Genomic DNA, 21,399 nt, shown 5'->3' on the forward strand with positions numbered 1-21,399 from the left:
TGAGTGGCAGGACTGCCGCAGACCCTCGAATTACTGCCACCGACGAGGCACACTGGCAGCATGCTGAAGAACGTGGCCGCAGTACTGCTGGACGGGGTGCACCCCTTCGAGCTGGGTGTCGTGTGCGAGGTGTTCGGCATCGACCGCAGCGACGAGGGGCTGCCGGTGTACGACTTCGCGGTGGTCTCGGCGGAGGGACCGACGCTGAGCACGCATGTCGGCGGGCTCTCCGTGTCGACGCCGTACGGCCTGGAGCGGCTGGAGGAGGCCGACCTGATCGCCGTGCCCGCCGGGGCCGACTACGTCGTCCGGGACTATCCGCCCGCGCTGCTCGACGCCCTGGTGCGGGCCGTGGAGCGGGGCACCCGGGTGCTCAGCGTGTGCTCGGGCGTCTTCGTGCTCGGCGCGGCCGGACTGCTCGACGGACGCCGGTGCAGTGTGCACTGGCGGCAGGCCGGGGAGCTGGCGCTGCGCAATCCGCGGGCGGTCATCGAGCCGGACGTCCTCTACGTCGACGAGGACCCCGTCATCACGTCCGCCGGCACCGCCGCCGGGATCGACGCCTGTCTGCACCTGGTGCGCAAGGAACAGGGTCCGGAGGTCGCCAACAAGATCGCCCGCCGTATGGTGGTGCCGCCGCACCGGGACGGCGGACAGGCGCAGTACATCGAGCGGCCGCTGCCGCGGACCTCGTGCGACACCGTCGGGGAGGTCCTGGTGTGGATGGAGGAGCACCTCGACCATGAGGTGACCGTGGAGCAGCTCGCCGCCCGCGCCCACATGTCGCCGCGCACCTTCGCTCGCCGGTTCCAGCAGGAGACGGGGACCACGCCCTACCGGTGGATCCTTCGCCAACGGGTGCTGCTGGCACAGGAGTTGCTGGAGGGCTCGGACGAGACGATGGACGCGATCGCCTGGCGCACCGGGTTCGGCACGGCGGCCGCGCTGCGGCACCAGTTCGTCCGGGCGATCGGGACGACTCCGAACGCCTACCGGCGCGCGTTCCGGGGCCCGCAGGCCGCCTGAACGCGCGCCGGTATCAGGCGCCCTACCAGGGCATCGCCCGCAGGCGCAGGTCGTGCGGACGCAGCGTGATGCCCACGCGTGTGCTGTCGTTCGACCCGCCGACCTGCTCGAAGCGGTACTTCGCCGAGATCGCCGCGGTGATCAGGCTCAGCTGGGTCATGGAGAAGTGGTCGCTCGGGCACTTGCGGTTGCCCACGCTGAACGGGCTCATCGCGTACTTCGGCACGTCCTTGGCCCGCTCGGGCCGCCAGCGGTCGGGGTCGAAGTCGAGGTGGCCCTCGTAGGAGCGGGCGTCGCGCTGGATCGCGTACGGGCTGTAGACGATGTCGGCCCCGGCCGGAATGCGATAGCCGCCGAGCGCGGTGTCGGTCACCGCGCGCCGCGTCAAAATCCATACGGCGGGCCTGAGCCGCATGGCCTCGACCACGACATTGTTCGTGTGCGTCAGTGAGCGGACGTGCTCGAATCCGACGGGTCGGCCACCGGTCACGGATTCGACCTCGGTCCGTACCTTCTCGGCGTGTTCCGGATGTTCCGCGAGGACCTGGAGCAACCACATGATCGTGGACGCGACTGTTTCGCTGCCGGGGGTGAGTATCGCGACGACCTGGTCGTGGATCTCCTGTTCCCCGATGGGGTCGCCATTGTCGTCCTTCGCCTCCAGCAATGCCGTCAGCAAATCGTCCGGCTTTTGACCAGATGCCCTCCGCTCGGCGACGATCTCGTCGACCAGCAGATGCAAATCGGCCAGTGCCCGGTTGAATTCGCGGTTGGCCGGGAACGGCAGCTGGTACAGCGGCCCCAGCGGAACCACCATCCTCCGGTACATGCCGCGGAAGACGGTGGCGAGGTCGTTGCTGAGCCGCTCGGCGCGCTCGTCCATGTATTCGCCGCGCAGCAGACAGCGGGCGGCGATGCGGACGGCGACCCGGAAGGACTCCGAGGTGCAGTCGATGGTCTCGCCGGGCCGCCAGCGCACGGTCAGCGCGTGCGCCTCCTCCTCCATCACCGGCCCGTAGTCCGGGATCGCGTCGAGCCGGAACGCGGGCTGGATGGTGCGCCGCTGACGCCGGTGCCGGGGGCCGTTGGCGGTGGCCACGCCCTCCTTGCCGAGCAGTCCCTCGAGGGACTCCCACAGGGGTCCGTCGATCTTGAAGTCGGGGCTCAGGGCCAGTGCGCCGGTGAGCGCCGGCGTGGTGACGGCGTACACCGTCTTGGGGCCGAGCCGCAGGCGTACGACGTCGCCGTGCCGGCCCAGCCCGGACATGAACGCGAGCGGGTCGCGGACCAGCTTCAGGCCGTGCCCGAGGCCCGGCACCGCGCCCCCGGCCAGCGGGGGCTCCCGCAGCTCCGCCGCCTCGGGGGCCACGGGCTTCACAGACTCGACGGTCATTTCTCACCTGCCGCTTCGTTGGTGACGTACGGGGGCGTGGACCGGTCGTCCCAGCTGTCGACCATGTACCGGCCGGACTCGTGGTGGAACCAGTAGACGGAGCTGAACCAGTCGCGCATATTGCCGACGCAGGCGCGGACGGCGGCGCTCAATTCCTTGCCGCTCACCGTGCCGTCGTCGATTTCGTCGGCGAGCCGTAGGGCGTCCCGTTCGGCCACGATGAATTCGTCGACGCATTTCTCGACACGCCGCCTCATTTCGTCCACGGCTTCTTCGAGAGTCAGCCCCTGGTGCGTGACGAGACTGATTCCGAGATTGTGGACCTCGTCGCCCGCTATTTCCTTGGGCAGTGAGCACAGGTCGTTGTACCAGGCGGCGAATTCCTGACTCAGCAGTGCGGCCCGGCGATAAGCGGGTTTCTTCCTCACCACGTCCGGAAGTTCGCATCCGGCGCTCGGCTCCAGCAGGTCCGTCCATATCCAGTGCGCGAAGGTGTGGCGGCGCAGGGCGAGGTATTCCTCGACGCCGGGCACATATCCCTCGGTGCGGTTGTGGAACTCACGGTCGTACGCCTCGATCACCGCGTGGAAGTGCCGGGCGAACCGCTGGTTCCAGGTGCGGGGCAGGAACCCGTACAGCCGCAGCACGCTGTCGGCGAACCCCGCGACCAGCGGGTCCGGGTGGTGCAGGTGGTGCTTGGGCGCGTCGAGCGCCGCGTGCAGGCGGTACCGCAGCCGCCGCCACTCGCCGGCCCGTCCGTGCACCACGTGGCGGTCGTGCCGGTCGTCCCAGACGAAGAACCAGGCGCTGTAGTCGGCTATGGCCTGCAGGACCTCGTCGGGGGCGCCGATGTAGTACCCCGCCATGAGGTCGGTGTAGCAAAGTCCGTCGGCATATTCCTGCACCTTGTCCGCCGGCATGAGCCGTTTTTCCAGCAGCCAGTGCCGCGTCTTCTCCTGTAGTCGCGGCCAATACGGGTGCAGTTGCCGGGGAAAGGCGGACTCGATCACCGGGAGTGCCAGTGAGGGTGGGACCACCACCGCCGTCGGTGTCGCTGTGGTGCTGTGTGGGAAAGCTTGCACAGAACAAACCCCTCTCAGCCGCCAGGAGCGCACGCCCCTCCCGTCGTGCCGGGCGTGCGCCGTTGCGTATCCCGCACTTACATTCAGCACCACAACTGACCGCCGTGGGAACGGATTTGCTCCACTCACTACCCCAAGGTGCCGAGAATCTCCCCTTGCGTGACCGATTGGGGATCGCCGGGAGGGCGGAAGCGACCGGATGTACGACGCACGGACGAGCGAACGCACTCATGCCAAGGGGCGCCCGGCCGGGAGTGATCCCGGCCGGGCGCCCCTACTGCCCTGCGCCGACTAGTCGTTGGCGACCACGGGGTAGCGTGGCTCGTTCTCGGCCATCTGCCGCAGCGCGTCCTTGCGGTCCCGCTTGGACAGCCGGTCGATGTAGAGGTAGCCGTAGAGGTGGTCGGTCTCGTGCTGCAAACAGCGTGCGAAGTAGCCGGTGCCCCGGACCTTGATCGGGTTGCCCTTCTCGTCCTGGCCGGTCACCTCGGCGTAGTCGGGGCGCGCGAGCGGCGCGTACGCGGTCGGCACCGACAGGCAGCCCTCGTTGCTGTCGTCCAGCCGGCGCTGCTCGGCGGGCAGCTCCACGAGCTTCGGGTTGCACACCACACCGACGTGCCGCTCGCCCTCGTCGTCGGGGCAGTCGTACACGAAGACCTTCAGGTCGACCCCGATCTGGTTCGCGGCCAGGCCCACGCCCTCGGCGGTGCGCTGGCTCGCGAACATGTCCGCGACCAGCTGCTGCAGCTCCTCGCCGAACTCGGTGACGTCCTTGCACTCCTTGTGCAGCACCGGGTTGCCGACGACCGTGATCGGGCGCGAGGTCCCGCGCTCCCGCCAGGCCGTCTCGCGCTCCTCGCAGTCCTCCGTGTCCACGACATAGCCCTCGTCGTCGACGGGGAGCACGCCCGCGTGCTGCTGATCGGTGTCCTGCTGCGCCATGACCGACGTATGCCTTCCTGCAAGCCTGGAAATTTCTGCGAGTACAGCCTAAAGGCGGCTGGTCACGGGCGGCTCAGCAAACCTCTTCGAGATCCCGCCAGTCCCGCGAGTCCGGGCTGTCGGCCACCCACCCGTCCAGCAGACCCCGGACCAGCGAGGCCGGCGCCGCGACCCCGCACTCCCGCTCCGGGACCCACAGCTGTCCGTCCGTCCGGTGCCCCAGCGGCCCGGGATGACCCGGCTCGCTGTGGTCGTGCGGATCCAGGTGCACCCCTTCGCCCTCGTCCGACGGCATCCGCGACTCCGAGCACATCCGGCACAGCAGCCGTACCGACGAGGACCAGTCCTCGGCGGCGAACCCCGCGTCGGCCGCCAGCTGCTCCAGCGCGTCGCGGTCCGCCTCCGTGGCCGCCTCCAGCAGGACCACCCAGGTGGGGACGGGGGACGGCGCCCACAGCTCGATCTCGTCGAAGACGGGATAACTGTGCCCGATGGACGTCGTGCGCTCGCCGTGCGGGACGCCGTCGTGCAGCACGACCTCGCCCCAGCGGCGTCCGGAGGAGGGAAGCGGGATGGACAGCACCTCCATCCGCGCCGGGTCCAGCCTGCGGCCCCACACGACCTCGGCCTCACCCTCCGGGGAGAGCCGTACGGCCGCGCTGCCCAGCTCCATGCCCACCGGCTCGCCGGAGACGGGGGCGCCGAGACCGCCCTTCGGCCGCGAGGACCCGCCGGGCACCTTCAGCCCGTACGCCTGCCAGGCGCGACGGGCCAGCGGCCAGTCCTGCAGGGCGGTGGCGGCGATGCCGACGTTCCACCAGTCGGGGGCGCCGGCCTCCCGGTCCAGCAGGGCGACCGCCCGCAGACCGGCGGCCCGGGCCTGCTCCCAGTCGTGCCGGAACTTGTGCAGCAGGGCGAGGTTGAACCAGGACTCCGCCAGCCAGGGCTCCAGGTCGGCGGCGCGTGTCAGCAGCTCGCCCGCGTCCTCGTACCGGCCGTCGCCGATCAAGGTGAACGCGCGGTCGGTGGCCTGCCGCCAGGAGGCGGAGGGCCGGTGCCGTCCCTTGCCGAAGATCCTCACGATTCCCGCCTGCCAGTTCCAGTTCCGCTCAGTGGGCTGGCTTGTGCCCCCGGACACCCTCTCCCTCGCATCCAACCACGTGCGGTGGGAAAGGCGCTCATTACCCATGGGTTACCCAGCCGCGGACGGGGTCAGACAGTGCCGTGCGTCTCCCGCCGCCCCCGGCCGGCCCGCTCTCGCCCCGTCCTCGCGGCTGGGCGAGGACCCGCGCGAGCGACTCCACGATCTCCGGAGCGTAGTCCCCGGCGGTGCCGAGGCGCAGTTCCTCCAGCGCACGCAGCGGCCCCTCGGGTCCGGTACCCCGGGTCTTCTCCTCGTAGGCGTTCACGGCCCGGACGATCCGCGCGGCGACCGGCTGCTCACGGCAGGGGTCGGCCTGCCGCTCGACGACGACCGCGACGGCCGCGTCCACGCCGGTCTGCCGGACGACGGCACCGCCGAGCAGGGCGATCCGCCGCTGCTCCTCGTCCGGCAGGTCCGCGGTGGCACCGGCCGGGACCGGGTCGACCAGGCTGAGCTGGCCGATGTCGTGCATGAGGGCCGCGTACTCCAGGACGGTCAGTTCGGGGCCGGCCAGGCCGAGGTCCCGGCCGACGGCCAGGCTGAGCGCGGCGACCCGGTGGGCGTGGCCGGCGGGGGTGTACCCGGCGATCTCCGTGGCGCGGGCGAGGGAGGCGATGGTCTGCCGGTAGGTGGCGCGGACGGCCGCGTGCCGGCGGACGGACAGCTGGGTGAGGAGCAGGGGCAGGCAGAAGACGGGCAGCGCCCACAGGCCGGCGACGGCGACCCCGAGTGCCATCACCGCGCCGGTCGCGCAGACGGCGGAGCCGATGCCGAGCAGCCCGTGCAGCTCCTCGCGCAGCAGCGGCCCGAACGGCCAGCGGGTGCGGAAGTGGGCCAGGGCGGCGGCCAGCACGGCGTCGCAGAGCGCGCTGAGGCTGAGCAGGGTGACGAGGAGCAGGGCGTAGGCGGGGCCGTCCCAGGAGTCGAACACTCCCCGGTTGTAGAGGGGCTGGAAGCAGACGGCGGCGAAGCCGACGGTGAGGACGCGGCGGGCCAGGTGATCGCGGGTGGGGGTGCTGCCGGACCAGATGTGCGGGACGGCGCCGAGCAGGGCGGCGGTGAGGACCACGGTGACGACCTGGGCGGCGCCGTGCTGCGTGGGCCGCCCGGCGTCGGCGCCCAGCAGGGCGTACGACAGCGATCCGGCGGCGCCGAGGGGCGCGGCCTGCCGGCCGGGGGAGGCACCCCAGCGGGTCAGCTCGCCGACGGCGATGAGCACGCCGAAGGCGAGCGCGACGCCCCTTTCCTGGAGGCCGCTCGCCAGGGTGAGGGCCAGGCAGCCGGCCGCGACGAGGGCGGCGGCGCCGTGGACGAGCCGCAGGGGGGCCGTCATCGGGGCGTCCCGGTGCCGGCCGGCCGCTGCCGGGGTGCCACGTCGTGGGCGGGCTCGTCGGCGGTGACCGCGGGATGCCAGCCGTGGCGGCGCAGGGCGCGCACGAGCGCGGCGACCATGCGGGGGTCGAAATGGGAACCCGCGCAGCGCTCCAGCTCGGCCACCGCGGCGGGGACGGGCCGGGCCCGGCTGTAGGACCGGGTGGAGGTCATCGCGTCGAAGGCGTCCGCGACGGCCACGACGCGGGCGCACTCGGGGATCCGGGTGCCGGCGAGACCGTACGGGTAACCGCTGCCGTCGAGGCGCTCGTGGTGGTGCAGGATCGCGGCGCGGGCCTCGCCGAGGAAGGAGATCCCGCGCACCATCTCGTGGCCGTACTCGGGGTGCAGCTCGATGATCCGGCGTTCCTCGGGGGTCAGCGGGCCGTCCTTGCGCAGCAGCCTGGTGGGGACGCCCAGCTTGCCGACGTCGTGCAGGATGCCGGCGAAGCGCAGCACCTCGACGCGTTCGTCGTCCATGCCGAGTTCGCGGGCGATCAGCACGGAGGCCTGTCCGACGCGTTCGCTGTGGCCGCGTGTGTAGCCGTCCTTGATGTCGACGGCCTGCACCAGGGCGCGGACGGTGGCCTGATGCGCGGCACGTTCGCGGTGGTACTGGGCGAACACCCACCAGGAGACGCACATCGGCAGCAGCACGAGCAGCGCGGCGACGGGGCCGTACGGGCTGCGCCACAGGACGGCCATCATCAGCCCGGCGAGTCCGTGCACGGCGACCGGCGCGAGCGACCGGGAGAGCAGCCCGCGCCAGGCCCGGCGCGCGCTCCCCCGCCCGGCGGGCGTGGGCACGCCCACGGTGAGGGCGAGGATGCCGCCGTCCAGGACGGTGAGGATCAGGCAGAACGCGAGGACGGCCGCGCCGGCGGGCAGCAGCGCGTAGGGGAAGTCGCAGTCGACGACGGCGTCCCGCCCGTCGAGCGCCCAGTGGACGTGGGCGGCGCCCCACACGGCCAGCGAGGGCTGTGCGGCGCGCCAGACGCGCCGCAGCGGCGCCGGCCGGTGCTCCCCGCGCGCGAACAGGGCGGCGGGCAGCGGAACGAGCGCGGCGGCCGGTGGGGGCAGCAGAAACGCTCCGGCCAGTAGGACCGGGTAGAAGGTGCCGCCGAAACGGCGGCCCAAAAGGTGCTCACAGGCCGCGTAGAGCGCCGCGAGCAGGCCGATCGCCCACCAGGGGGCGTGCGTCCTCGGCAGCGGCAGGATGCAGAGCGCGGACAGCAGGGCGACGCAGGCCACATAGCCGCGAGCCCTCGCCGGTACCGCCTCCATCGCGCCCCTTCCCCGACCGTGCCCGTCCAGGCTCGGAGCCTAGGGCGGGTGGGGAGGGAGGCGGGGCCTATGACCTGAGGATTAGCACGTTCGGGTGATGACCTGGCGGTCAGCTCTCCTGGGCGGTGGCGGTGACGTCGTGCTCCGGCACGGTCTGGCCCGAGCGGATCAGGTCGATCCGCCCCATGACCTTGGCGCGCAGGTCGGAGGGCACGTCGTCATGGCCGCAGCACCGCTTGACGAGCTTCTTCACGGCCTGCTCCAGGCCGTACTTCTCCAGGCACGGCGAGCATTCCTCGAAGTGGTGCTGGAACTTGTCGCGGTCGACGTCCGGCATCTCACTGTCGAGGAACTCGTACAGATGGTCGAGGACCTCACTGCAGTCCGTCTCGTGCGGCTCTCCGCAGCTCATGAGCCCGAGCCTTTCGCTTCGTTCGACTCCCCGGCGCCGGCGGGCACCAGCCCGCGCTCACGGGCGTAGTCCTCCAGCATGCCGCGCAGCTGACGGCGGCCCCGGTGCAGCCGGGACATCACCGTACCGATGGGTGTCCCCATGATGTCCGCGATCTCCTTGTAGGCAAACCCCTCGACGTCCGCGAGATAGACGGCGATGCGGAACTCCTCGGGGATCGCCTGCAGCGCTTCCTTCACGTCCGAGTCGGGCAGGTGGTCGAGCGCCTGCGACTCGGCGGAGCGCAGACCGGTCGACATGTGCGACTCGGCACGGGCGAGCTGCCAGTCCTCGATCTCCTCCGCGGCGGAGCGCTGGGGCTCACGCTGCTTCTTGCGGTAGGAGTTGATGAACGTGTTGGTGAGGATCCGGTACAGCCACGCCTTGAGGTTGGTGCCCTCGCGGAACTGGTGGAAGGACGCGTAGGCCTTGGCGTACGTCTCCTGCACCAGGTCCTCGGCGTCGGCCGGATTGCGCGTCATGCGCAGCGCGGCCGAGTACATCTGGTCGAGGAATTCGAGCGCGTCCCGCTCGAAGCGCGCACTGCGCTCCGCGGTGGACTCGGAGGACTCCTCCGCGCTCACGCCCTGGCCCTCGGGCAGCTCCGCCTGACCGTTGTCGGTCCCTGCGTCGGTACCGGTGACCGGACCCACCTCCTCAAGTTCCCGGGCAGGACCGAAACCGGTCCTACTCGTTTCGGAGGATAGAACACCACCCGGGCCCGCCGCCCCTCGAATAGGGGTGGCCTTGGCCGCGTGCAGCACCGTCCAGTCCAGGTCAGTACGGCTGCTGCGGCTCGGGCAGATGGTCGAACCCATGCGGCGGACTTCCTTTCCCACGACGTCGGTGCCGAGGCCTCAGCACTTCTGTCCGCCTCAACAGCGATGCGTCGCGCAGCATTCCCGGGGGTCACCCGAGTGACGCCGCCCACTCCACGACCCTTTCCGTGACGATCTCCAGGGCGCGTTCCTGGGTGATCTCCGCGCGTTTGGGGACCGCGAACCCGTGGTCGCCGTGCGGCACCTCGACGAGTGCGAAGTCACCCTCCGGGAACTCCGCCGGTCTTCCGAACGGATCGTTGCCGCCCTGGACGACCAGCGTGGGCACCCCCGCGCCCAGCAGTTCCGCCGCGCGGGACTTCTCCGGCCTGCCCGGCGGGTGCAGCGGGAAGCTCAGCGCGAGCACGGCGTGCGCGCCGAGCTCGCCGGCGGTGCGGCAGGCGACCCGGGCGCCCGCGCTGCGCCCGCCCGAGACCACGGGCAGGCCGGGCTCCGCGAGGGCGGGCCAGAGGCCGCGCCAGCCGGCGTCCAGGGTCTTCGGCGCGGGCGCGAGCTTCTTCCCGGCCACCCGCCACGGCTGCTCGACCAGGGCCACGCTCACGCCGTGCCCCGGCAGCGCCCGGGCGAGTGCCCGCAGGTCCCGCGCCTCGATGCCGCCGCCGGCCCCGTGGCTCACGGCCAGCACCAGCCGTGCCCTCTTCGCCCGGTGCCAGGTGATCCGGGCGTCCCCGGCCTCCGTGGCAACGGTCTCGGTCGTCATGTCGGACTCTGTGGTCACATCAGAAGAGTGTGCCCTCCTCCGGTGCCTCCAGCTCCTTCAGCAGCTCCGGGCCGTTGTTGCGGACGTTGCTGACGGCCGTGGAGACCGGGTAGGCGCGCATCAGCCCGGCCGGCGGCGGGGCCAGCAGCTCGCGCAGCTCCTCCGGGTCGGTGCGGGCGGGATCGAGCCAGGCGTCCCAGCGGTCCGGGGTCAGCATCAGCGGCATCCGGGGGTGGATCTCGGTGAGGGAGCGCGGGCCCTCGGCGGGGGCGACGGCCAGCGGGGTCCGCTCCGCCTCCGTGGTGATCACCGAGCAGGTGACCCACCAGGCCCGCGGGTGGTCGTCGGGCAGGGTCCGGTCGCGCCAGAACTCGTACAGCCCGGCCATGGCGAAGACCGAGCCGTCGGCGGGCAGCACGAAGTACGGCTGCTTGCGCGGGCGCTTCTTCCGGCCCTCCTCCTCCAGGTCGCGCTCCTGCTTGCCGGTGACCCACTCGAAGTAGCCGTCGGCGGGCAGGATGCAGCGGCGGGTGGCGAAGGCCCGGCGGTAGGACGGCTTCTCGTGCACGGTCTCCGCGCGGGCGTTGATCATCCGGGCGCCGCCCTCGGGCGTCTTGGCCCAGGAGGGCACCAGGCCCCACTTCAGCTTCCGCAGCTGGCGAACCGGACGGGGGGAATCCGCGTCTTTCACCGGACGGTCGAGGACGGCGTAGACCTCCTTGGTCGGCGCCACGTTGTAGTCCGGTTCCAGGGTCTCCTCCGGCTCCCACTTCTCGATCTCGAAGACTCCTGCGAGATCCTCGGGCCCACGACTCGATGCATACCGTCCGCACATACGTGCCACACTGCCAGGCCCACCCGTCCACCGACCACCGTTCCTCAGCGACGGCGCCCCGCGCCGACACCTGTTGACGACGACAGGAGCAACGCCGCCCCATGGACAGCCTCGCCGCGACCGCGCTGCCCGACGTCTGGGACCGGCTCACCGGCACCCAGTCCGACCCCGACCTGTGGGTGGTGCTCGCCACGCTGACCGCCGCGCTCGCCGTGGTCGTCCCCGGCACGCTCTGGCGGATATCCCGCAACGCGATCACCATCGCCCACGAGGGCGGCCACGGTCTGGTCGCCCTGCTCACCGGCCGGCAGCTCACCGGCATCCGCCTGCACTCCGACACCAGCGGACTCACGGTCAGCCGCGGCAAGCCGTACGGCCTGGGCATGATCCTGACGGCCGCCGCCGGCTACACGGCGCCCTCGCTGCTGGGCCTGGGCGGGGCCGCCCTGCTGGCCGCCGGCCGCATCACGCTGCTGCTGTGGGCGGCGACCGCCCTGCTGGTGGTGATGCTGGTGATGATCCGCAACGCGTACGGCGTCCTGACCGTCGTCCTCACGGGCGGCGCCTTCCTGCTGGTGTCATGGCTGACGGGCCCGCAGGTGCAGGCGGCCTTCGCGTACGCGGTCGTGTGGTTCCTGCTGTTCGGCGGGGTGCGGCCGCCGTTCGAGCTCCAGGCCAAGCGGTCCCGGGGAGGGGCCGGGGACTCGGACGCGGACCAGCTGTCCCGGCTGACGCACGTGCCGGCGGGCCTGTGGCTGTTCCTGTTCCACGCGGTGTCCCTGTGCTCGCTCATCGGTGGCGGGCGCTGGCTGCTGGAAGGTTGACCCCGGAGCCTCCTTATAAAGTGGCCCCATGGCCCCGAACACCGCATCCACCGCACTCTGGCCCGCCCCGCACGCGAGCGGAGCCGTCGACGCCACGGTTCACGTGCCGGGGTCCAAGTCGGTCACCAACCGCGCCCTCGTCCTCGCCGCCCTGGCCTCCGAGCCCGGCTGGCTGCGGCGGCCGCTGCGCTCGCGCGACACCCTGCTGATGGCCGGGGCGCTGCGCGCGATGGGCGTGGAGATCGAGGAGACGGTGTCCTCCAGCTCCTCGGGCGGCGGCGCCGGCGAAGCCTGGCGGGTACTGCCCACGGGCCTGCGGGGCCCGGCCACCGTGGACGTCGGCAACGCCGGCACGGTGATGCGCTTCCTGCCCCCGGTGGCCGCGCTGGCCGACGGACCGATCCGCTTCGACGGCGACCCGCGGTCGTACGAGCGTCCCCTGCACGGGGTGATCGACGCGCTGCGTCGTCTCGGTGCCCGGATCGACGACGACGGCCGGGGCGCGCTGCCGCTGACCGTGCACGGCGGCGGGGCCCTGGACGGCGGGCCGGTGTCGATCGACGCCTCCTCGTCCTCCCAGTTCGTCTCGGCACTGCTGCTGTCCGGTCCGCGCTTCAACCAGGGCGTCGAGGTCCGGCACACCGGCACCGCGCTGCCGTCCATGCCGCACATCCGGATGACGGTGGACATGCTGCGCGCGGTCGGCGCCCAGGTGGACACCCCGGAGTCGGGCGGCGAGCCCAACGTGTGGCGGGTGACGCCGGGCGCCCTGCTCGGCCGGGACCTGACGATCGAGCCGGACCTGTCCAACGCGCAGCCGTTCCTCGCTGCGGCCCTGATCACGGGCGGCAAGGTGCTGATCCCGGACTGGCCGGCGCGTACCACCCAGCCGGGTGACCGGCTGCGGGAGATCTTCACCGAGATGGGCGGCTCCTGCGAACTGACCGAGTACGGGCTCGTCTTCACCGGTTCGGGTGCTGTTCACGGCATCGATGTCGACCTAAGCGACGTCGGCGAGCTGACCCCGGGCATCGCGGCGGTCGCCGCGCTCGCCGACTCGCCCTCCACCCTGCGGGGCGTGGCCCACCTGCGGCTGCACGAGACGGACCGGCTGGCCGCGCTCACCAAGGAGATCAACGAACTCGGCGGCGACGTCACGGAGACGGCCGACGGCCTGCACATCCGCCCGCGCACCCTGCACGGGGGGACCTTCCACACCTACGAGGACCACCGCATGGCCACCGCCGGTGCGGTCATCGGCCTGGCCGTCGAAGGTGTGCGGATCGAGAACGTGGCGACCACGGCCAAGACGCTGCCGGACTTCCCCGAGCTGTGGGCCGGGATGCTCGGGCAGTAGGGACACGCCATGCGCCGCTACGGCAAGCACACCGACGAGGACGACATCCGCAGCCGTCCCAACCGCAAGGGCAACCGGCCGCGGACGACCATCCGGCCCAAGCACGAGGACGCGGCCGAGGGCATGGTCCTCACCGTCGACCGGGGGCGGCTGACCTGCCTGGTCGAGGACCGGATCGTGATGGCGATGAAGGCGCGTGAGCTGGGCCGCAAGGCGGCCGTGGTCGGCGACCGGGTGGCCCTGGTGGGTGATCTGTCCGGCAAGAAGGACACGCTCGCGCGGATCGTGCGCATCGCGGAGCGCGCCTCGCTGCTGCGGCGAACGGCCGACGACGACGATCCCTTCGAGCGGGTGGTCGTCGCCAACGCCGACCAGCTGGCGATCGTCACCGCGCTCGCCGACCCCGAGCCCCGGCCGCGGCTGATCGACCGCTGCCTGGTCGCGGCCTACGACGGCGGCCTGGAACCGCTGCTGGTCATGACCAAGTCGGACCTGGCCCCGCCGGACAAGCTGCTGGAGCTGTACGGCGACCTCGACATCCCGTACGTCGTCACCAGCCGCGACGAGCTGGAGAACGGCGATGCGGCGGGCCGGGTGCGCGAGCTCCTGGGCGGCCGGATCACCGCCTTCGTGGGCCACTCCGGCGTCGGCAAGACGACCCTGGTCAACGCGCTCGTGCCCGAGGAGCGCCGGCGTACGACGGGACATGTGAACGCGGTGACGGGCCGCGGCCGGCACACCACGACCTCGGCTCTCGCGCTGCCGCTCGACGACGTGCACGGCTGGGTGGTCGACACCCCCGGCGTCCGCTCCTTCGGGCTCGCGCACATCGACCCGTCGCGGGTGATCCACGCCTTCCCCGACCTCGAACCGGGCACGGAGGGCTGTCCGCGCGCGTGCTCCCACGACGAGCCGGACTGCGCGCTGGACGCCTGGGTCGAGGAGGGGCACGCGGACCCCGCGCGGCTGTACTCCCTGCGCCGGCTGCTGGCCACGCGGGAGCGCCGGGACGGCGACTGACCATCGCGTTGTTTGCCCGGGCCGGAGTCCGGCAAGTGCATAATCGCACCGAGCCGGAGATCCGGACCAACGGGAGGACAGCACATGGCGTGGCTGCTGGTCATAGTGGCCGGGATTCTCGAGACCGGTTTCGCCGTGTGCCTCAAGCTCTCGCACGGGTTCACCCGGCTGTGGCCGACGATCGCCTTCGCCTCGTTCGCGCTCGGCAGCTTCGGTCTGCTGACCCTCTCGCTGAAGAAGCTCGACGTCGGCCCGGCCTACGCCGTGTGGACGGGGATCGGGGCCGCGGGCACCGCGATCTACGGCATGGTCTTCCTCGGTGACCTGGTGTCGACCCTGAAGATCGTCTCGATCAGCTTCGTGATCGTCGGGGTGATCGGTCTCCAGCTCTCGGGCTCGGCCCACTGATTCACTCGCAGGGGTGGTCCGGCCGGCCCGTCGCCGTACGGCCGGCGTGCGCGCGGACGGCCCGCCCTCACGCGATGTGGCGGGGGAACACGGCACGCACCAGCTCCGCCATACCGCCCTCGTCCGGTGGCGCCGCCAGGCAGGACAGGGCGAGGCGCACGACCAGTTCGCAGGAGCGGGCCAGTTCGGCGGTGTCGGCGGGGGCGGCACCGGGTTCGCCGAGCGCGGTCACGGCACGGTCCCGGACGGCGCGCACGAAGTCGCGGGGTGTCGGCAGCGGCCCGTCGGCCCGGCGCTGCGCGGGCACGGCGGTGGAGGACGGTACGGCGGCCAGCGGCGGGGCCGGCAGCCACTCGTGCCAGGAGCCGGTCAGCATGGCCCGGACCAGCGCGTTGTCCCGGCCGGCGGCGGCCGTCCACTCGGCGGTCGCGGTGAGCCGCTCCCGGGGCCCGGCCGAGCCGCCGAGCGCCCGCTCCACCCCGGCGAGGTAGCCGTCGGCCTCGCGTCGCACGAGGGCCCTGGCCAGCCCGTCCTTGCTGCCGAACTCGTTGTAGAGGGTCTGCCGGGACACCCCGGCCGCCGCGGCCACGTCGACCATCCGCACCGCGGACCACGGCCGGCGCGCGAGGGCCGTGTAGGCGGCGTCCAGTAGCGATTCCCGGGCAGCAGGCATCCTCGCCTCCCTGGGGCGGAGCAGCTTTGCGCCCAGATTTGACGCGCTTGTATGCACTGTCAAGAGTTCGCGGGGGTACGGGGTCGGGCTTCGGCCGCCCGCCGCCCGGGCCGGCGCCGGCCGTCTCGCCCCGCGTGGCCCCGCGGGCGTGCGGGCCGATACGGTTCATCACATGCCGGACTACCTCGACGACCTGCGCCTCGCCCACGTCCTCGCGGACGCCGCCGACGCCACCACCATGGACCGCTTCAAGGCGCTCGACCTGAAGGTGGAGACGAAGCCGGACATGACCCCGGTGAGCGAGGCGGACAAGGCGGCGGAAGAACTCATCCGCGGTCAGCTCCAGCGCGCCCGCCCGCGGGACGCGATCCTCGGCGAGGAGTACGGACTCGAGGGCAGCGGTCCACGCCGCTGGGTGATCGACCCGATCGACGGCACCAAGAACTACGTGCGGGGCGTCCCGGTGTGGGCCACCCTCATCGCGCTGATGGAGGCGGCCGAGGGCGGCTACCAGCCCGTCGTCGGCCTCGTCTCCGCGCCCGCGCTCGGCCGCCGCTGGTGGGCCGCGAAGGGGCACGGCGCCTTCACCGGCCGCAGCCTGACCTCGGCGACCCGTATGCACGTCTCCGGCGTCAACGGGCTCGCGGACGCGTCCTTCGCGTACTCCTCCCTCTCCGGCTGGGAGGAACAGGGCCGCCTGGACGGCTTCCTGGACCTGACCCGCCAGGTGTGGCGCACCCGTGCGTACGGCGACTTCTGGCCGTACATGATGGTCGCCGAGGGATCGGTGGACATCTGCGCCGAGCCCGAGCTGTCGCTGTGGGACATGGCGGCCACCGCGATCGTCGTCACCGAGGCGGGCGGCTCCTTCACCGGCCTCGACGGCCGGCCGGGCCCGCACAGCGGCAACGCCGCCGCGTCCAACGGTCTGCTGCACGACGAGATGCTGGAGTATCTCGGCGGGCGTCGCTGAGCCACGGCCGGATCCCACGCACGCCCTCAACTGACTTCGCGCGCCCTCTTGTTGACTCTCCCTTTACCTGTCACTCTGAGGTCACCCCCACTTGTGAACTTGTGAATCCCCGCACACGCGCGGATTCCTAGGAGGTGGCCCCATCCATGCTCGTCCGTGACGCCATGAGCACGGTGATCCTCACCGTCGGCCCCGCACACACCCTCCGCCAGGCAGCGGCCCTGATGTCCGCCCGCCGCGTCGGCGCCGCCGTGGTCCTCGACCCGGACGCCGGCGGCATCGGCATCCTCACCGAACGCGACATCCTCAACTCCGTCGGCCTCGGCCAGGACCCGGACGCCGAACACACCCACGCCCACACCACCACCGATGTCGTCTTCGCCTCCCCGGCCTGGACACTGGAGGAAGCCGCCCGGGCCATGGCCCACGGCGGCTTCCGGCACCTGGTCGTCCTCGATCGCGGCGAGGTGGCCGGCATCGTCTCGGTCCGCGACATCATCCGCTGCTGGGTCCCGGCCCGCGAGCCCGCTCCGGCGCTCTGAGCACGCGGAACGGGCCGGACCCCGAGCACCGTGGGGTCCGGCCCGCCCTGGGGCACTCCCCCCAGGATCTCGGGGCACCGGGGAGCCGGTGCCGCCCGCTCAGGCGCGCAGCGCCCGCACCGCCACCTCCAGCCGCTTGCCGAAGTCGGCGTCGGCGGCCGCGAAGTTGCCGATCGCACGCTCGGCGATGTCCTCGCGCGAGACCTGGGAGATCGCACCGGCGAGGTTGGCGATCAGCCGCTCACGCTCCTCGTCCGACATCAGCCGGTAGAGGTCGCCCGCCTGCACGAAGTCGTCGTCCTCGGCGTGCGCCGGCGTCGGGTGGTCACCGGTGCCGCCCGAGAAGCCGTCGAACGACTGCCACAGCGGGCGGCCGGTCTGCCGCGGCCCGCCGAAGCTGTTCGGCTCGTAGTTCTTCGAGCCGCCGTGGCGGCCGTCGTAGAGGAGGCCGTCCCGGGAGTTGGTGCGCGCCTCGGTGGCGTGCGGACGGTTGACCGGCAGGTGGTCGGCGTTGATGCCGACGCGGTAGCGGTGCGCGTCGCCGTAGGCGAAGAGCCGGCCCTGGAGCATCTTGTCGGGCGAGGGCCCGATGCCCGGAACGAAGTGCGCGGGGCTGAAGACCGACTGCTCGACCTCGGCGAAGACGTTCCGCGGGTTGCGGTTCAGCTCCAGCCTGCCGATCTCGACGACCGGGTAGTCCGCGTGCGGCCACACCTTGGTGAGGTCGAACGGGTTGAAGCGGTACGTCGCCGCGTCCGCCGCCGGCATGATCTGCACACCCACGGTCCAGCTCGGGAACTCGCCGCGCTCGATCGCCTCCCGCAGGTCACGCTGGTGCGAGTCGGGATCCTTGCCCGCGAGGACCTCCCCCTCCACCGCGGTGAGGTTCCTGATCCCCTGGTCGGTCTTGAAGTGGTACTTGACCCAGAAGGCCTCACCGGACGCGTTGTTCCACTGGAAGGTGTGCGAGCCGAAGCCGTCCATGTGCCGGTACGAGGCCGGGATGCCGCGGTCGCCGAAGAGCCAGGTCACCTGGTGCGTCGACTCCGGCGACAGCGACCAGAAGTCCCACACGTTGTCGGCTTCCGTGCTGCCGGTGTACGGGTCGCGCTTCTGGGTGTGGATGAAGTCCGGGAACTTGATCGCGTCCCGGATGAAGAAGACCGGGGTGTTGTTGCCGACGAGGTCGTAGTTGCCCTCCTCGGTGTAGAACTTCAGCGAGAAGCCGCGCGGGTCCCGGACGGCGTCCGCCGCGCCCAGGTTGCCGGCCACCGTCGAGAAGCGCAGGAAGACCTCGGTCTCCTTGCCGACCTCGGAGAGGAACGCGGCGCGCGTGTACGGCGTGACGTCGGCGGTCACCGTGAACGTGCCGTAGGCACCGGCACCGCGGGCGTGCACCACGCGCTCCGGGATGCGCTCGCGGTTGAAGTGGGCCAGCTTCTCCAGGAGCAACTGGTCCTGCACGAGCACCGGGCCGCCGACGCCTGCCGTCTCGCTGTTCTGGTTGTCGGCGACCGGAGCACCGGCCTCCGTGGTGAGCGGTCCCTGCGTCACGTGCGCCTCCTGCGTCATTCCTGACCAATCCTGTCCCATGGCCAAAGCCGTTGCCGATCCTACAATGGACTTTGTCTAAGTCAAACATCGATCCAATCTCACACCAGTTCCCAACCTGGTCTGCCCTGCTGTTAGGCTGGTGGCCATGAGCGACCTTCTGGAACGGCTGCGTGGACGCGGATGGCGGATGACCGCGCAGCGGCGCGTCGTGGCCGAGGTCCTCGACGGCGAGCACGTGCATCTGACCGCCGACGAGGTCCACGCGCGGGCTGTCGCGAAGCTCCCCGAGATCTCCCGGGCCACCGTCTACAACACGCTGGGCGAGCTGGTCACCCTCGGCGAGGTGCTCGAGGTCTCGACCGACAGGCGCGCGAAGCGTTACGACCCGAACGCGCACCGGCCCCACCACCACCTGGTCTGCGCCCGGTGCGGCTCGATCCGTGACGTCCACCCGACGGGCAACCCACTCGCCGACCTCCCCGACTCCGAGCGCTTCGGCTTCACGGTGTCGGACGTAGAGGTGACGTACCGCGGGCTGTGCCCGAACTGCGCGAGCGCGTAGACAGCGCGCGAAGGACGACGAGGAGGGGGCGAGAGCCCCCTCCTTCTGCGTTCCGGGCACCCCGACGTCGCGTCGCGCGGGCACCCGGGGGTCCATGAGGTTCGCGGAAACGACTGAGGGCCGGAATCCATTTCTGGATTCCGGCCCTCGGCCTTCAGTAGCGGGGACAGGATTTGAACCTGCGACCTCTGGGTTATGAGCCCAGCGAGCTACCGAGCTGCTCCACCCCGCGTCGGTGAACACGACATTACGTGAGGGGAGAGCGCGGAAGCAAATCCATGGGGCGGGAGGTGTCCCGGATCACTCAGGAGCCCTCGGCGGCTCACGCCGACAGCTCCTCCCGCAGCGCGTCCCGGAGCCGGCCCGCACGCTCGGACACCTCCGCCGGGCCCAGTGCCACCGCCCGGTCGGCCCACCGCTGGCCCTCCGCCAGCTCGCCACGACGCGCGTAGACCAGGGCCAGCCGCAGCGCCGCCCGTCCGTGCCCGGCGTCGGCGGCACGGGTCCACCACACGGCGGCCTCCGGCTCGCTCCCCTCACGGGCCAGCAGCAGCCCCAGGTTGAAGGCGCCGTTGCGCGAGCCGGCCTCCGCGGCCTTCCGGTACCACCGCGCCGCCTCCACCACGTCGCCGCGGGCGGCGGCCAGCATGCCGACCCTCACCTGCGCCCGCCGGTGCCCCTGGGAAGCGGCACGCTCGTACCACTCCTCGCACTCGGTCTTCTCGTGCACGACCTCACCGAGCTCGTGCGCGGGCTCCGGCGGCCGGCGCGCGTCGAGCAGGGTGGCCAGCCGGTAGGCCGCCTCCGCGCTCCCGCCGCCCGCGGCGCAGCGCAGGTGCCGCTCGGCCGCGGGCTCGTCGCCCTCGCGCTGCCGGGCGATCCCGACCTGCAGCGCGGCCTCGGTATGTCCGGCCGCGGCCGCCCGCTCGTACCAGCGCAGGGCCATCTCCTCGGCGCCGCGCCCTGTGTACAGGATTCCGAGGTTGAATGCCGCGTCCACGCTGCCGGCCTCGGCGGCCTTGGAGAACCACGGCTCGGCCCCGGTCGTGTCGCCGCCCTGGAGCAGCAGGATGGCCAGCGCGTTCGCCGCCTCCCGGTGCCCCGCGTACGCCGCCCGCCGGTACCACTGCTCGGCCTGCGCGGTCCGCCCCTGCTCCGCGCAGAGCAGCCCGAGGTTGTAGGCGCCGTTGTCGTCACCGGCGTCCAGGGCGGCCCGGTACCAGCGCTCGGCGGTCTGCGTCTCACCGCGCTCGGCGTGCAGCGCGCCGAGCGCGTTGGCCGCGTTGCCGTCGCCGTTCTGGGCCGCGCGCAGCCACCACACGGCCGCGTTCTCGGTGTCGCCGGCGTCGCGCAGCAGGAAGCCGAGCGCGCAGGCGGCCCGCGGCTCACCGTCCTTGGCGGACGTCAGGTACCAGCGGCCGGCCTCCTTCAGCTCCCCGCGCTTCTCCAGGATGGCGCCGAGGTGCAGGGCGGCCCGCCGGTGGCCACGCGCGGCGGCCTGCCGGTACCACTGCTCGGTCTCCGCGAGGGCGACAGCGTTGTCAGTCCCGGCCTCGTCCTCGTGTCCGGCCTTCCGGTCGATCGCCCGCGCCAGCCGGTAGGCGGCCTCGCGGTGCCCACGCTCGGCCGCGGCCCGCATCCAGTGCCCGGCTCCCACGTCCCCGCGGTGCTCCAGCAGATCGGCGAGCGCGTAGGCGCCGAGGGCGTGGCCCTGCTCGGCGGACTGGCGCAGCCAGTACTCGGCGGCCGGCTCGTCGCCGCGCTCGCGGTGGTGGCGACCGAGGGCGTGCGCCGCGGCGGCGGAACCGGCGACGGCGGCGATCCGCCACCAGCCGGCGGCCTCGTCGGCGTAGCCGCGCTGGTGCAGGAGGACGCCGAGGTTGTTGGCGGCGGCCCGGTCACCCGCCGCGGTGGCGGCCCGCAGCTGGGGTTCGGCTCCGTCGAGGTCACCCCGGCGCAGGAGCATGGCGCCGAGCACGCTCGCCGCCTCGGCGTCGCCGCTCTGCGCCGCGAGAGCGAGCCGTACTTCTTCTCCGGCATCCCCCGTGTCGCTCAAGTCGTCGCGGGTCGGCTCCTCGGAAGGCTGCACAAATCGCCCTGACTCGAACAGAGTTGCCTTGTCCCCCATAACGTCCATCGTCGCACCACCTGCAACCTGGGTACACCCGGTATACCGCAGCCCGTGAGGTCACTTCAGCGTTTTGTCGACATGCCCACAGGACGACAAGTCAAACACACTCGACCCCAACTCCCCCCGGCGGCGCGGCCGTCCCTCCCCCCAGTACATGAGTTCGCACACCACGAAGGCCCGGATCCCTTGGGATCCGGGCCTTCGATCGCAGTAGCGGGGACAGGATTTGAACCTGCGACCTCTGGGTTATGAGCCCAGCGAGCTACCGAGCTGCTCCACCCCGCGCCG

At 72.0% G+C, this 21,399-nt stretch carries 21 protein-coding genes and 2 tRNA genes; 8 read left to right on the forward strand and 15 right to left on the reverse strand.

The window, feature by feature from the left end:
• The first annotated feature begins 60 nt into the window (after nucleotides 1–60).
• On the forward strand, nucleotides 61–1,026 hold the full coding sequence (locus BLW57_RS14250) for a helix-turn-helix domain-containing protein (protein WP_093474842.1): 966 nt from the start codon (nucleotides 61–63) through the stop codon (nucleotides 1,024–1,026).
• A 22-nt stretch (nucleotides 1,027–1,048) separates the two neighbouring features.
• On the opposite strand, the gene BLW57_RS14255 is transcribed toward BLW57_RS14250, so the two are convergent.
• From BLW57_RS14255 to BLW57_RS14300, 10 genes are all read right to left on the reverse strand, one after another.
• Nucleotides 1,049–2,419 (reverse strand): bifunctional albaflavenone monooxygenase/terpene synthase, encoded by a 1,371-nt coding sequence (locus BLW57_RS14255; protein ID WP_093474843.1) that lies wholly within the window; start codon nucleotides 2,417–2,419, stop codon nucleotides 1,049–1,051.
• Nucleotides 2,416–3,501, reverse strand: coding sequence for an epi-isozizaene synthase (gene cyc1 / locus BLW57_RS14260; protein WP_093474845.1), 1,086 nt, complete (start codon nucleotides 3,499–3,501; stop codon nucleotides 2,416–2,418). The genes BLW57_RS14255 and cyc1 overlap by 4 nt, the downstream gene beginning before the upstream one ends.
• A 291-nt stretch (nucleotides 3,502–3,792) precedes the next feature.
• Entirely contained in the window at nucleotides 3,793–4,443 is a 651-nt protein-coding gene (gene def, locus BLW57_RS14265) for a peptide deformylase (RefSeq protein WP_073889376.1), read from the reverse strand.
• Nucleotides 4,444–4,516: 73 nt separating this feature from the next.
• A complete protein-coding gene (locus BLW57_RS14270) occupies nucleotides 4,517–5,524 on the reverse strand; it encodes a tetratricopeptide repeat protein (RefSeq protein ID WP_093474846.1) in 1,008 nt (335 codons plus the stop codon).
• A 100-nt stretch (nucleotides 5,525–5,624) separates the two neighbouring features.
• A complete protein-coding gene (locus BLW57_RS14275; protein ID WP_093474848.1) occupies nucleotides 5,625–6,920 on the reverse strand; it encodes an HD-GYP domain-containing protein in 1,296 nt (431 codons plus the stop codon).
• Nucleotides 6,917–8,242 carry an HD-GYP domain-containing protein gene (locus tag BLW57_RS14280; RefSeq protein WP_093474849.1) on the reverse strand — a complete coding sequence of 442 codons (1,326 nt, stop codon included), beginning with the start codon at nucleotides 8,240–8,242 and terminating at the stop codon, nucleotides 6,917–6,919. Before BLW57_RS14280 ends, BLW57_RS14275 begins: the two co-directional genes overlap by 4 nt.
• A 109-nt stretch (nucleotides 8,243–8,351) precedes the next feature.
• Nucleotides 8,352–8,654 carry a mycothiol system anti-sigma-R factor gene (rsrA, locus tag BLW57_RS14285; protein ID WP_073889370.1) on the reverse strand — a complete coding sequence of 101 codons (303 nt, stop codon included), beginning with the start codon at nucleotides 8,652–8,654 and terminating at the stop codon, nucleotides 8,352–8,354.
• Nucleotides 8,651–9,346, reverse strand: coding sequence for an RNA polymerase sigma factor SigR (gene sigR / locus BLW57_RS14290; RefSeq protein WP_198960315.1), 696 nt, complete (start codon nucleotides 9,344–9,346; stop codon nucleotides 8,651–8,653). Before sigR ends, rsrA begins: the two co-directional genes overlap by 4 nt.
• A 256-nt stretch (nucleotides 9,347–9,602) precedes the next feature.
• Nucleotides 9,603–10,232: an alpha/beta hydrolase family protein gene (locus BLW57_RS14295; RefSeq protein WP_093480690.1), complete on the reverse strand. Its 630-nt coding sequence runs from the start codon at nucleotides 10,230–10,232 to the stop codon at nucleotides 9,603–9,605.
• A 19-nt stretch (nucleotides 10,233–10,251) separates the two neighbouring features.
• A complete protein-coding gene (locus BLW57_RS14300; RefSeq protein WP_093474852.1) occupies nucleotides 10,252–11,067 on the reverse strand; it encodes an SOS response-associated peptidase in 816 nt (271 codons plus the stop codon).
• A gap of 101 nt (nucleotides 11,068–11,168) precedes the next feature.
• Here BLW57_RS14300 and BLW57_RS14305 point away from each other — a divergent pair, with 101 nt between their 5' ends.
• The 4 genes from BLW57_RS14305 (at nucleotide 11,169) to BLW57_RS14320 (ending at nucleotide 14,676) form a co-directional block, all read left to right on the forward strand.
• Nucleotides 11,169–11,891 carry a M50 family metallopeptidase gene (locus BLW57_RS14305; RefSeq protein WP_093474854.1) on the forward strand — a complete coding sequence of 241 codons (723 nt, stop codon included), beginning with the start codon at nucleotides 11,169–11,171 and terminating at the stop codon, nucleotides 11,889–11,891.
• A 28-nt stretch (nucleotides 11,892–11,919) separates the two neighbouring features.
• Nucleotides 11,920–13,248, forward strand: coding sequence for a 3-phosphoshikimate 1-carboxyvinyltransferase (aroA, locus tag BLW57_RS14310; RefSeq protein WP_093474855.1), 1,329 nt, complete (start codon nucleotides 11,920–11,922; stop codon nucleotides 13,246–13,248).
• 9 nt (nucleotides 13,249–13,257) lie between these two features.
• Nucleotides 13,258–14,268, forward strand: coding sequence for a ribosome small subunit-dependent GTPase A (gene rsgA / locus BLW57_RS14315; protein ID WP_093474857.1), 1,011 nt, complete (start codon nucleotides 13,258–13,260; stop codon nucleotides 14,266–14,268).
• A gap of 84 nt (nucleotides 14,269–14,352) precedes the next feature.
• The gene (locus BLW57_RS14320) at nucleotides 14,353–14,676 is read left to right on the forward strand and encodes a DMT family transporter (protein WP_073889359.1); all 324 of its coding nucleotides are present in this window, start codon (nucleotides 14,353–14,355) and stop codon (nucleotides 14,674–14,676) included.
• 67 nt (nucleotides 14,677–14,743) lie between these two features.
• On the opposite strand, the gene BLW57_RS14325 is transcribed toward BLW57_RS14320, so the two are convergent.
• On the reverse strand, nucleotides 14,744–15,349 hold the full coding sequence (locus BLW57_RS14325) for a TetR/AcrR family transcriptional regulator (protein ID WP_093474858.1): 606 nt from the start codon (nucleotides 15,347–15,349) through the stop codon (nucleotides 14,744–14,746).
• 172 nt (nucleotides 15,350–15,521) lie between these two features.
• Between BLW57_RS14325 and hisN the strand changes: the two genes are divergently transcribed.
• Nucleotides 15,522–16,322: a histidinol-phosphatase gene (gene hisN, locus BLW57_RS14330; protein ID WP_093474860.1), complete on the forward strand. Its 801-nt coding sequence runs from the start codon at nucleotides 15,522–15,524 to the stop codon at nucleotides 16,320–16,322.
• 146 nt (nucleotides 16,323–16,468) lie between these two features.
• Nucleotides 16,469–16,864, forward strand: a complete 396-nt coding sequence (locus tag BLW57_RS14335; RefSeq protein ID WP_093474861.1) for a CBS domain-containing protein — start codon at nucleotides 16,469–16,471, stop codon at nucleotides 16,862–16,864.
• Between the two features lie 99 nt (nucleotides 16,865–16,963).
• Here BLW57_RS14335 and BLW57_RS14340 read toward each other — a convergent pair whose 3' ends face one another.
• The gene (locus tag BLW57_RS14340; RefSeq protein ID WP_093480691.1) at nucleotides 16,964–18,418 is read right to left on the reverse strand and encodes a catalase; all 1,455 of its coding nucleotides are present in this window, start codon (nucleotides 18,416–18,418) and stop codon (nucleotides 16,964–16,966) included.
• A gap of 145 nt (nucleotides 18,419–18,563) precedes the next feature.
• On the opposite strand from BLW57_RS14340, the gene BLW57_RS14345 reads away from it, so the two are divergent.
• Entirely contained in the window at nucleotides 18,564–18,980 is a 417-nt protein-coding gene (locus BLW57_RS14345; protein WP_093474863.1) for a Fur family transcriptional regulator, read from the forward strand.
• A gap of 158 nt (nucleotides 18,981–19,138) precedes the next feature.
• Here BLW57_RS14345 and BLW57_RS14350 read toward each other — a convergent pair.
• From BLW57_RS14350 to BLW57_RS14360, 3 genes are all read right to left on the reverse strand, one after another.
• A tRNA-Met gene (locus BLW57_RS14350) sits at nucleotides 19,139–19,212 on the reverse strand.
• 90 nt (nucleotides 19,213–19,302) lie between these two features.
• A complete protein-coding gene (locus tag BLW57_RS14355; protein WP_176985579.1) occupies nucleotides 19,303–21,117 on the reverse strand; it encodes a tetratricopeptide repeat protein in 1,815 nt (604 codons plus the stop codon).
• Nucleotides 21,118–21,322: 205 nt separating this feature from the next.
• A tRNA-Met gene (locus BLW57_RS14360) sits at nucleotides 21,323–21,396 on the reverse strand.
• Between the last annotated feature and the right edge of the window lie 3 nt (nucleotides 21,397–21,399).

This window comes from Streptomyces sp. 1222.5 (genome assembly GCF_900105245.1).
In the GTDB taxonomy this organism is placed as follows: Bacteria; Actinomycetota; Actinomycetes; order Streptomycetales; family Streptomycetaceae; genus Streptomyces; species Streptomyces albidocamelliae.

Bases quoted from the DNA above. Each gene is read 5' to 3' on its own strand.
- BLW57_RS14255 (WP_093474843.1), bottom strand. From the start codon at position 2,419: ATGACCGTCGAGTCTGTGAAGCCCGTGGCCCCCGAGGCGGCGGAGCTG.
- rsrA (WP_073889370.1), bottom strand. From the start codon at position 8,654: ATGAGCTGCGGAGAGCCGCACGAGACGGACTGCAGTGAGGTCCTCGAC.
- BLW57_RS14325 (WP_093474858.1), bottom strand. From the start codon at position 15,349: ATGCCTGCTGCCCGGGAATCGCTACTGGACGCCGCCTACACGGCCCTC.
- BLW57_RS14300 (WP_093474852.1), bottom strand. From the start codon at position 11,067: ATGTGCGGACGGTATGCATCGAGTCGTGGGCCCGAGGATCTCGCAGGA.
- BLW57_RS14355 (WP_176985579.1), bottom strand. From the start codon at position 21,117: ATGGACGTTATGGGGGACAAGGCAACTCTGTTCGAGTCAGGGCGATTT.
- BLW57_RS14320 (WP_073889359.1), top strand. From the start codon at position 14,353: ATGGCGTGGCTGCTGGTCATAGTGGCCGGGATTCTCGAGACCGGTTTC.
- BLW57_RS14280 (WP_093474849.1), bottom strand. From the start codon at position 8,242: ATGGAGGCGGTACCGGCGAGGGCTCGCGGCTATGTGGCCTGCGTCGCC.
- hisN (WP_093474860.1), top strand. From the start codon at position 15,522: ATGCCGGACTACCTCGACGACCTGCGCCTCGCCCACGTCCTCGCGGAC.
- BLW57_RS14345 (WP_093474863.1), top strand. From the start codon at position 18,564: ATGAGCGACCTTCTGGAACGGCTGCGTGGACGCGGATGGCGGATGACC.
- BLW57_RS14335 (WP_093474861.1), top strand. From the start codon at position 16,469: ATGCTCGTCCGTGACGCCATGAGCACGGTGATCCTCACCGTCGGCCCC.
- def (WP_073889376.1), bottom strand. From the start codon at position 4,443: ATGGCGCAGCAGGACACCGATCAGCAGCACGCGGGCGTGCTCCCCGTC.
- BLW57_RS14295 (WP_093480690.1), bottom strand. From the start codon at position 10,232: ATGACGACCGAGACCGTTGCCACGGAGGCCGGGGACGCCCGGATCACC.
- BLW57_RS14250 (WP_093474842.1), top strand. From the start codon at position 61: ATGCTGAAGAACGTGGCCGCAGTACTGCTGGACGGGGTGCACCCCTTC.
- rsgA (WP_093474857.1), top strand. From the start codon at position 13,258: ATGCGCCGCTACGGCAAGCACACCGACGAGGACGACATCCGCAGCCGT.
- BLW57_RS14275 (WP_093474848.1), bottom strand. From the start codon at position 6,920: ATGACGGCCCCCCTGCGGCTCGTCCACGGCGCCGCCGCCCTCGTCGCG.
- BLW57_RS14305 (WP_093474854.1), top strand. From the start codon at position 11,169: ATGGACAGCCTCGCCGCGACCGCGCTGCCCGACGTCTGGGACCGGCTC.
- aroA (WP_093474855.1), top strand. From the start codon at position 11,920: ATGGCCCCGAACACCGCATCCACCGCACTCTGGCCCGCCCCGCACGCG.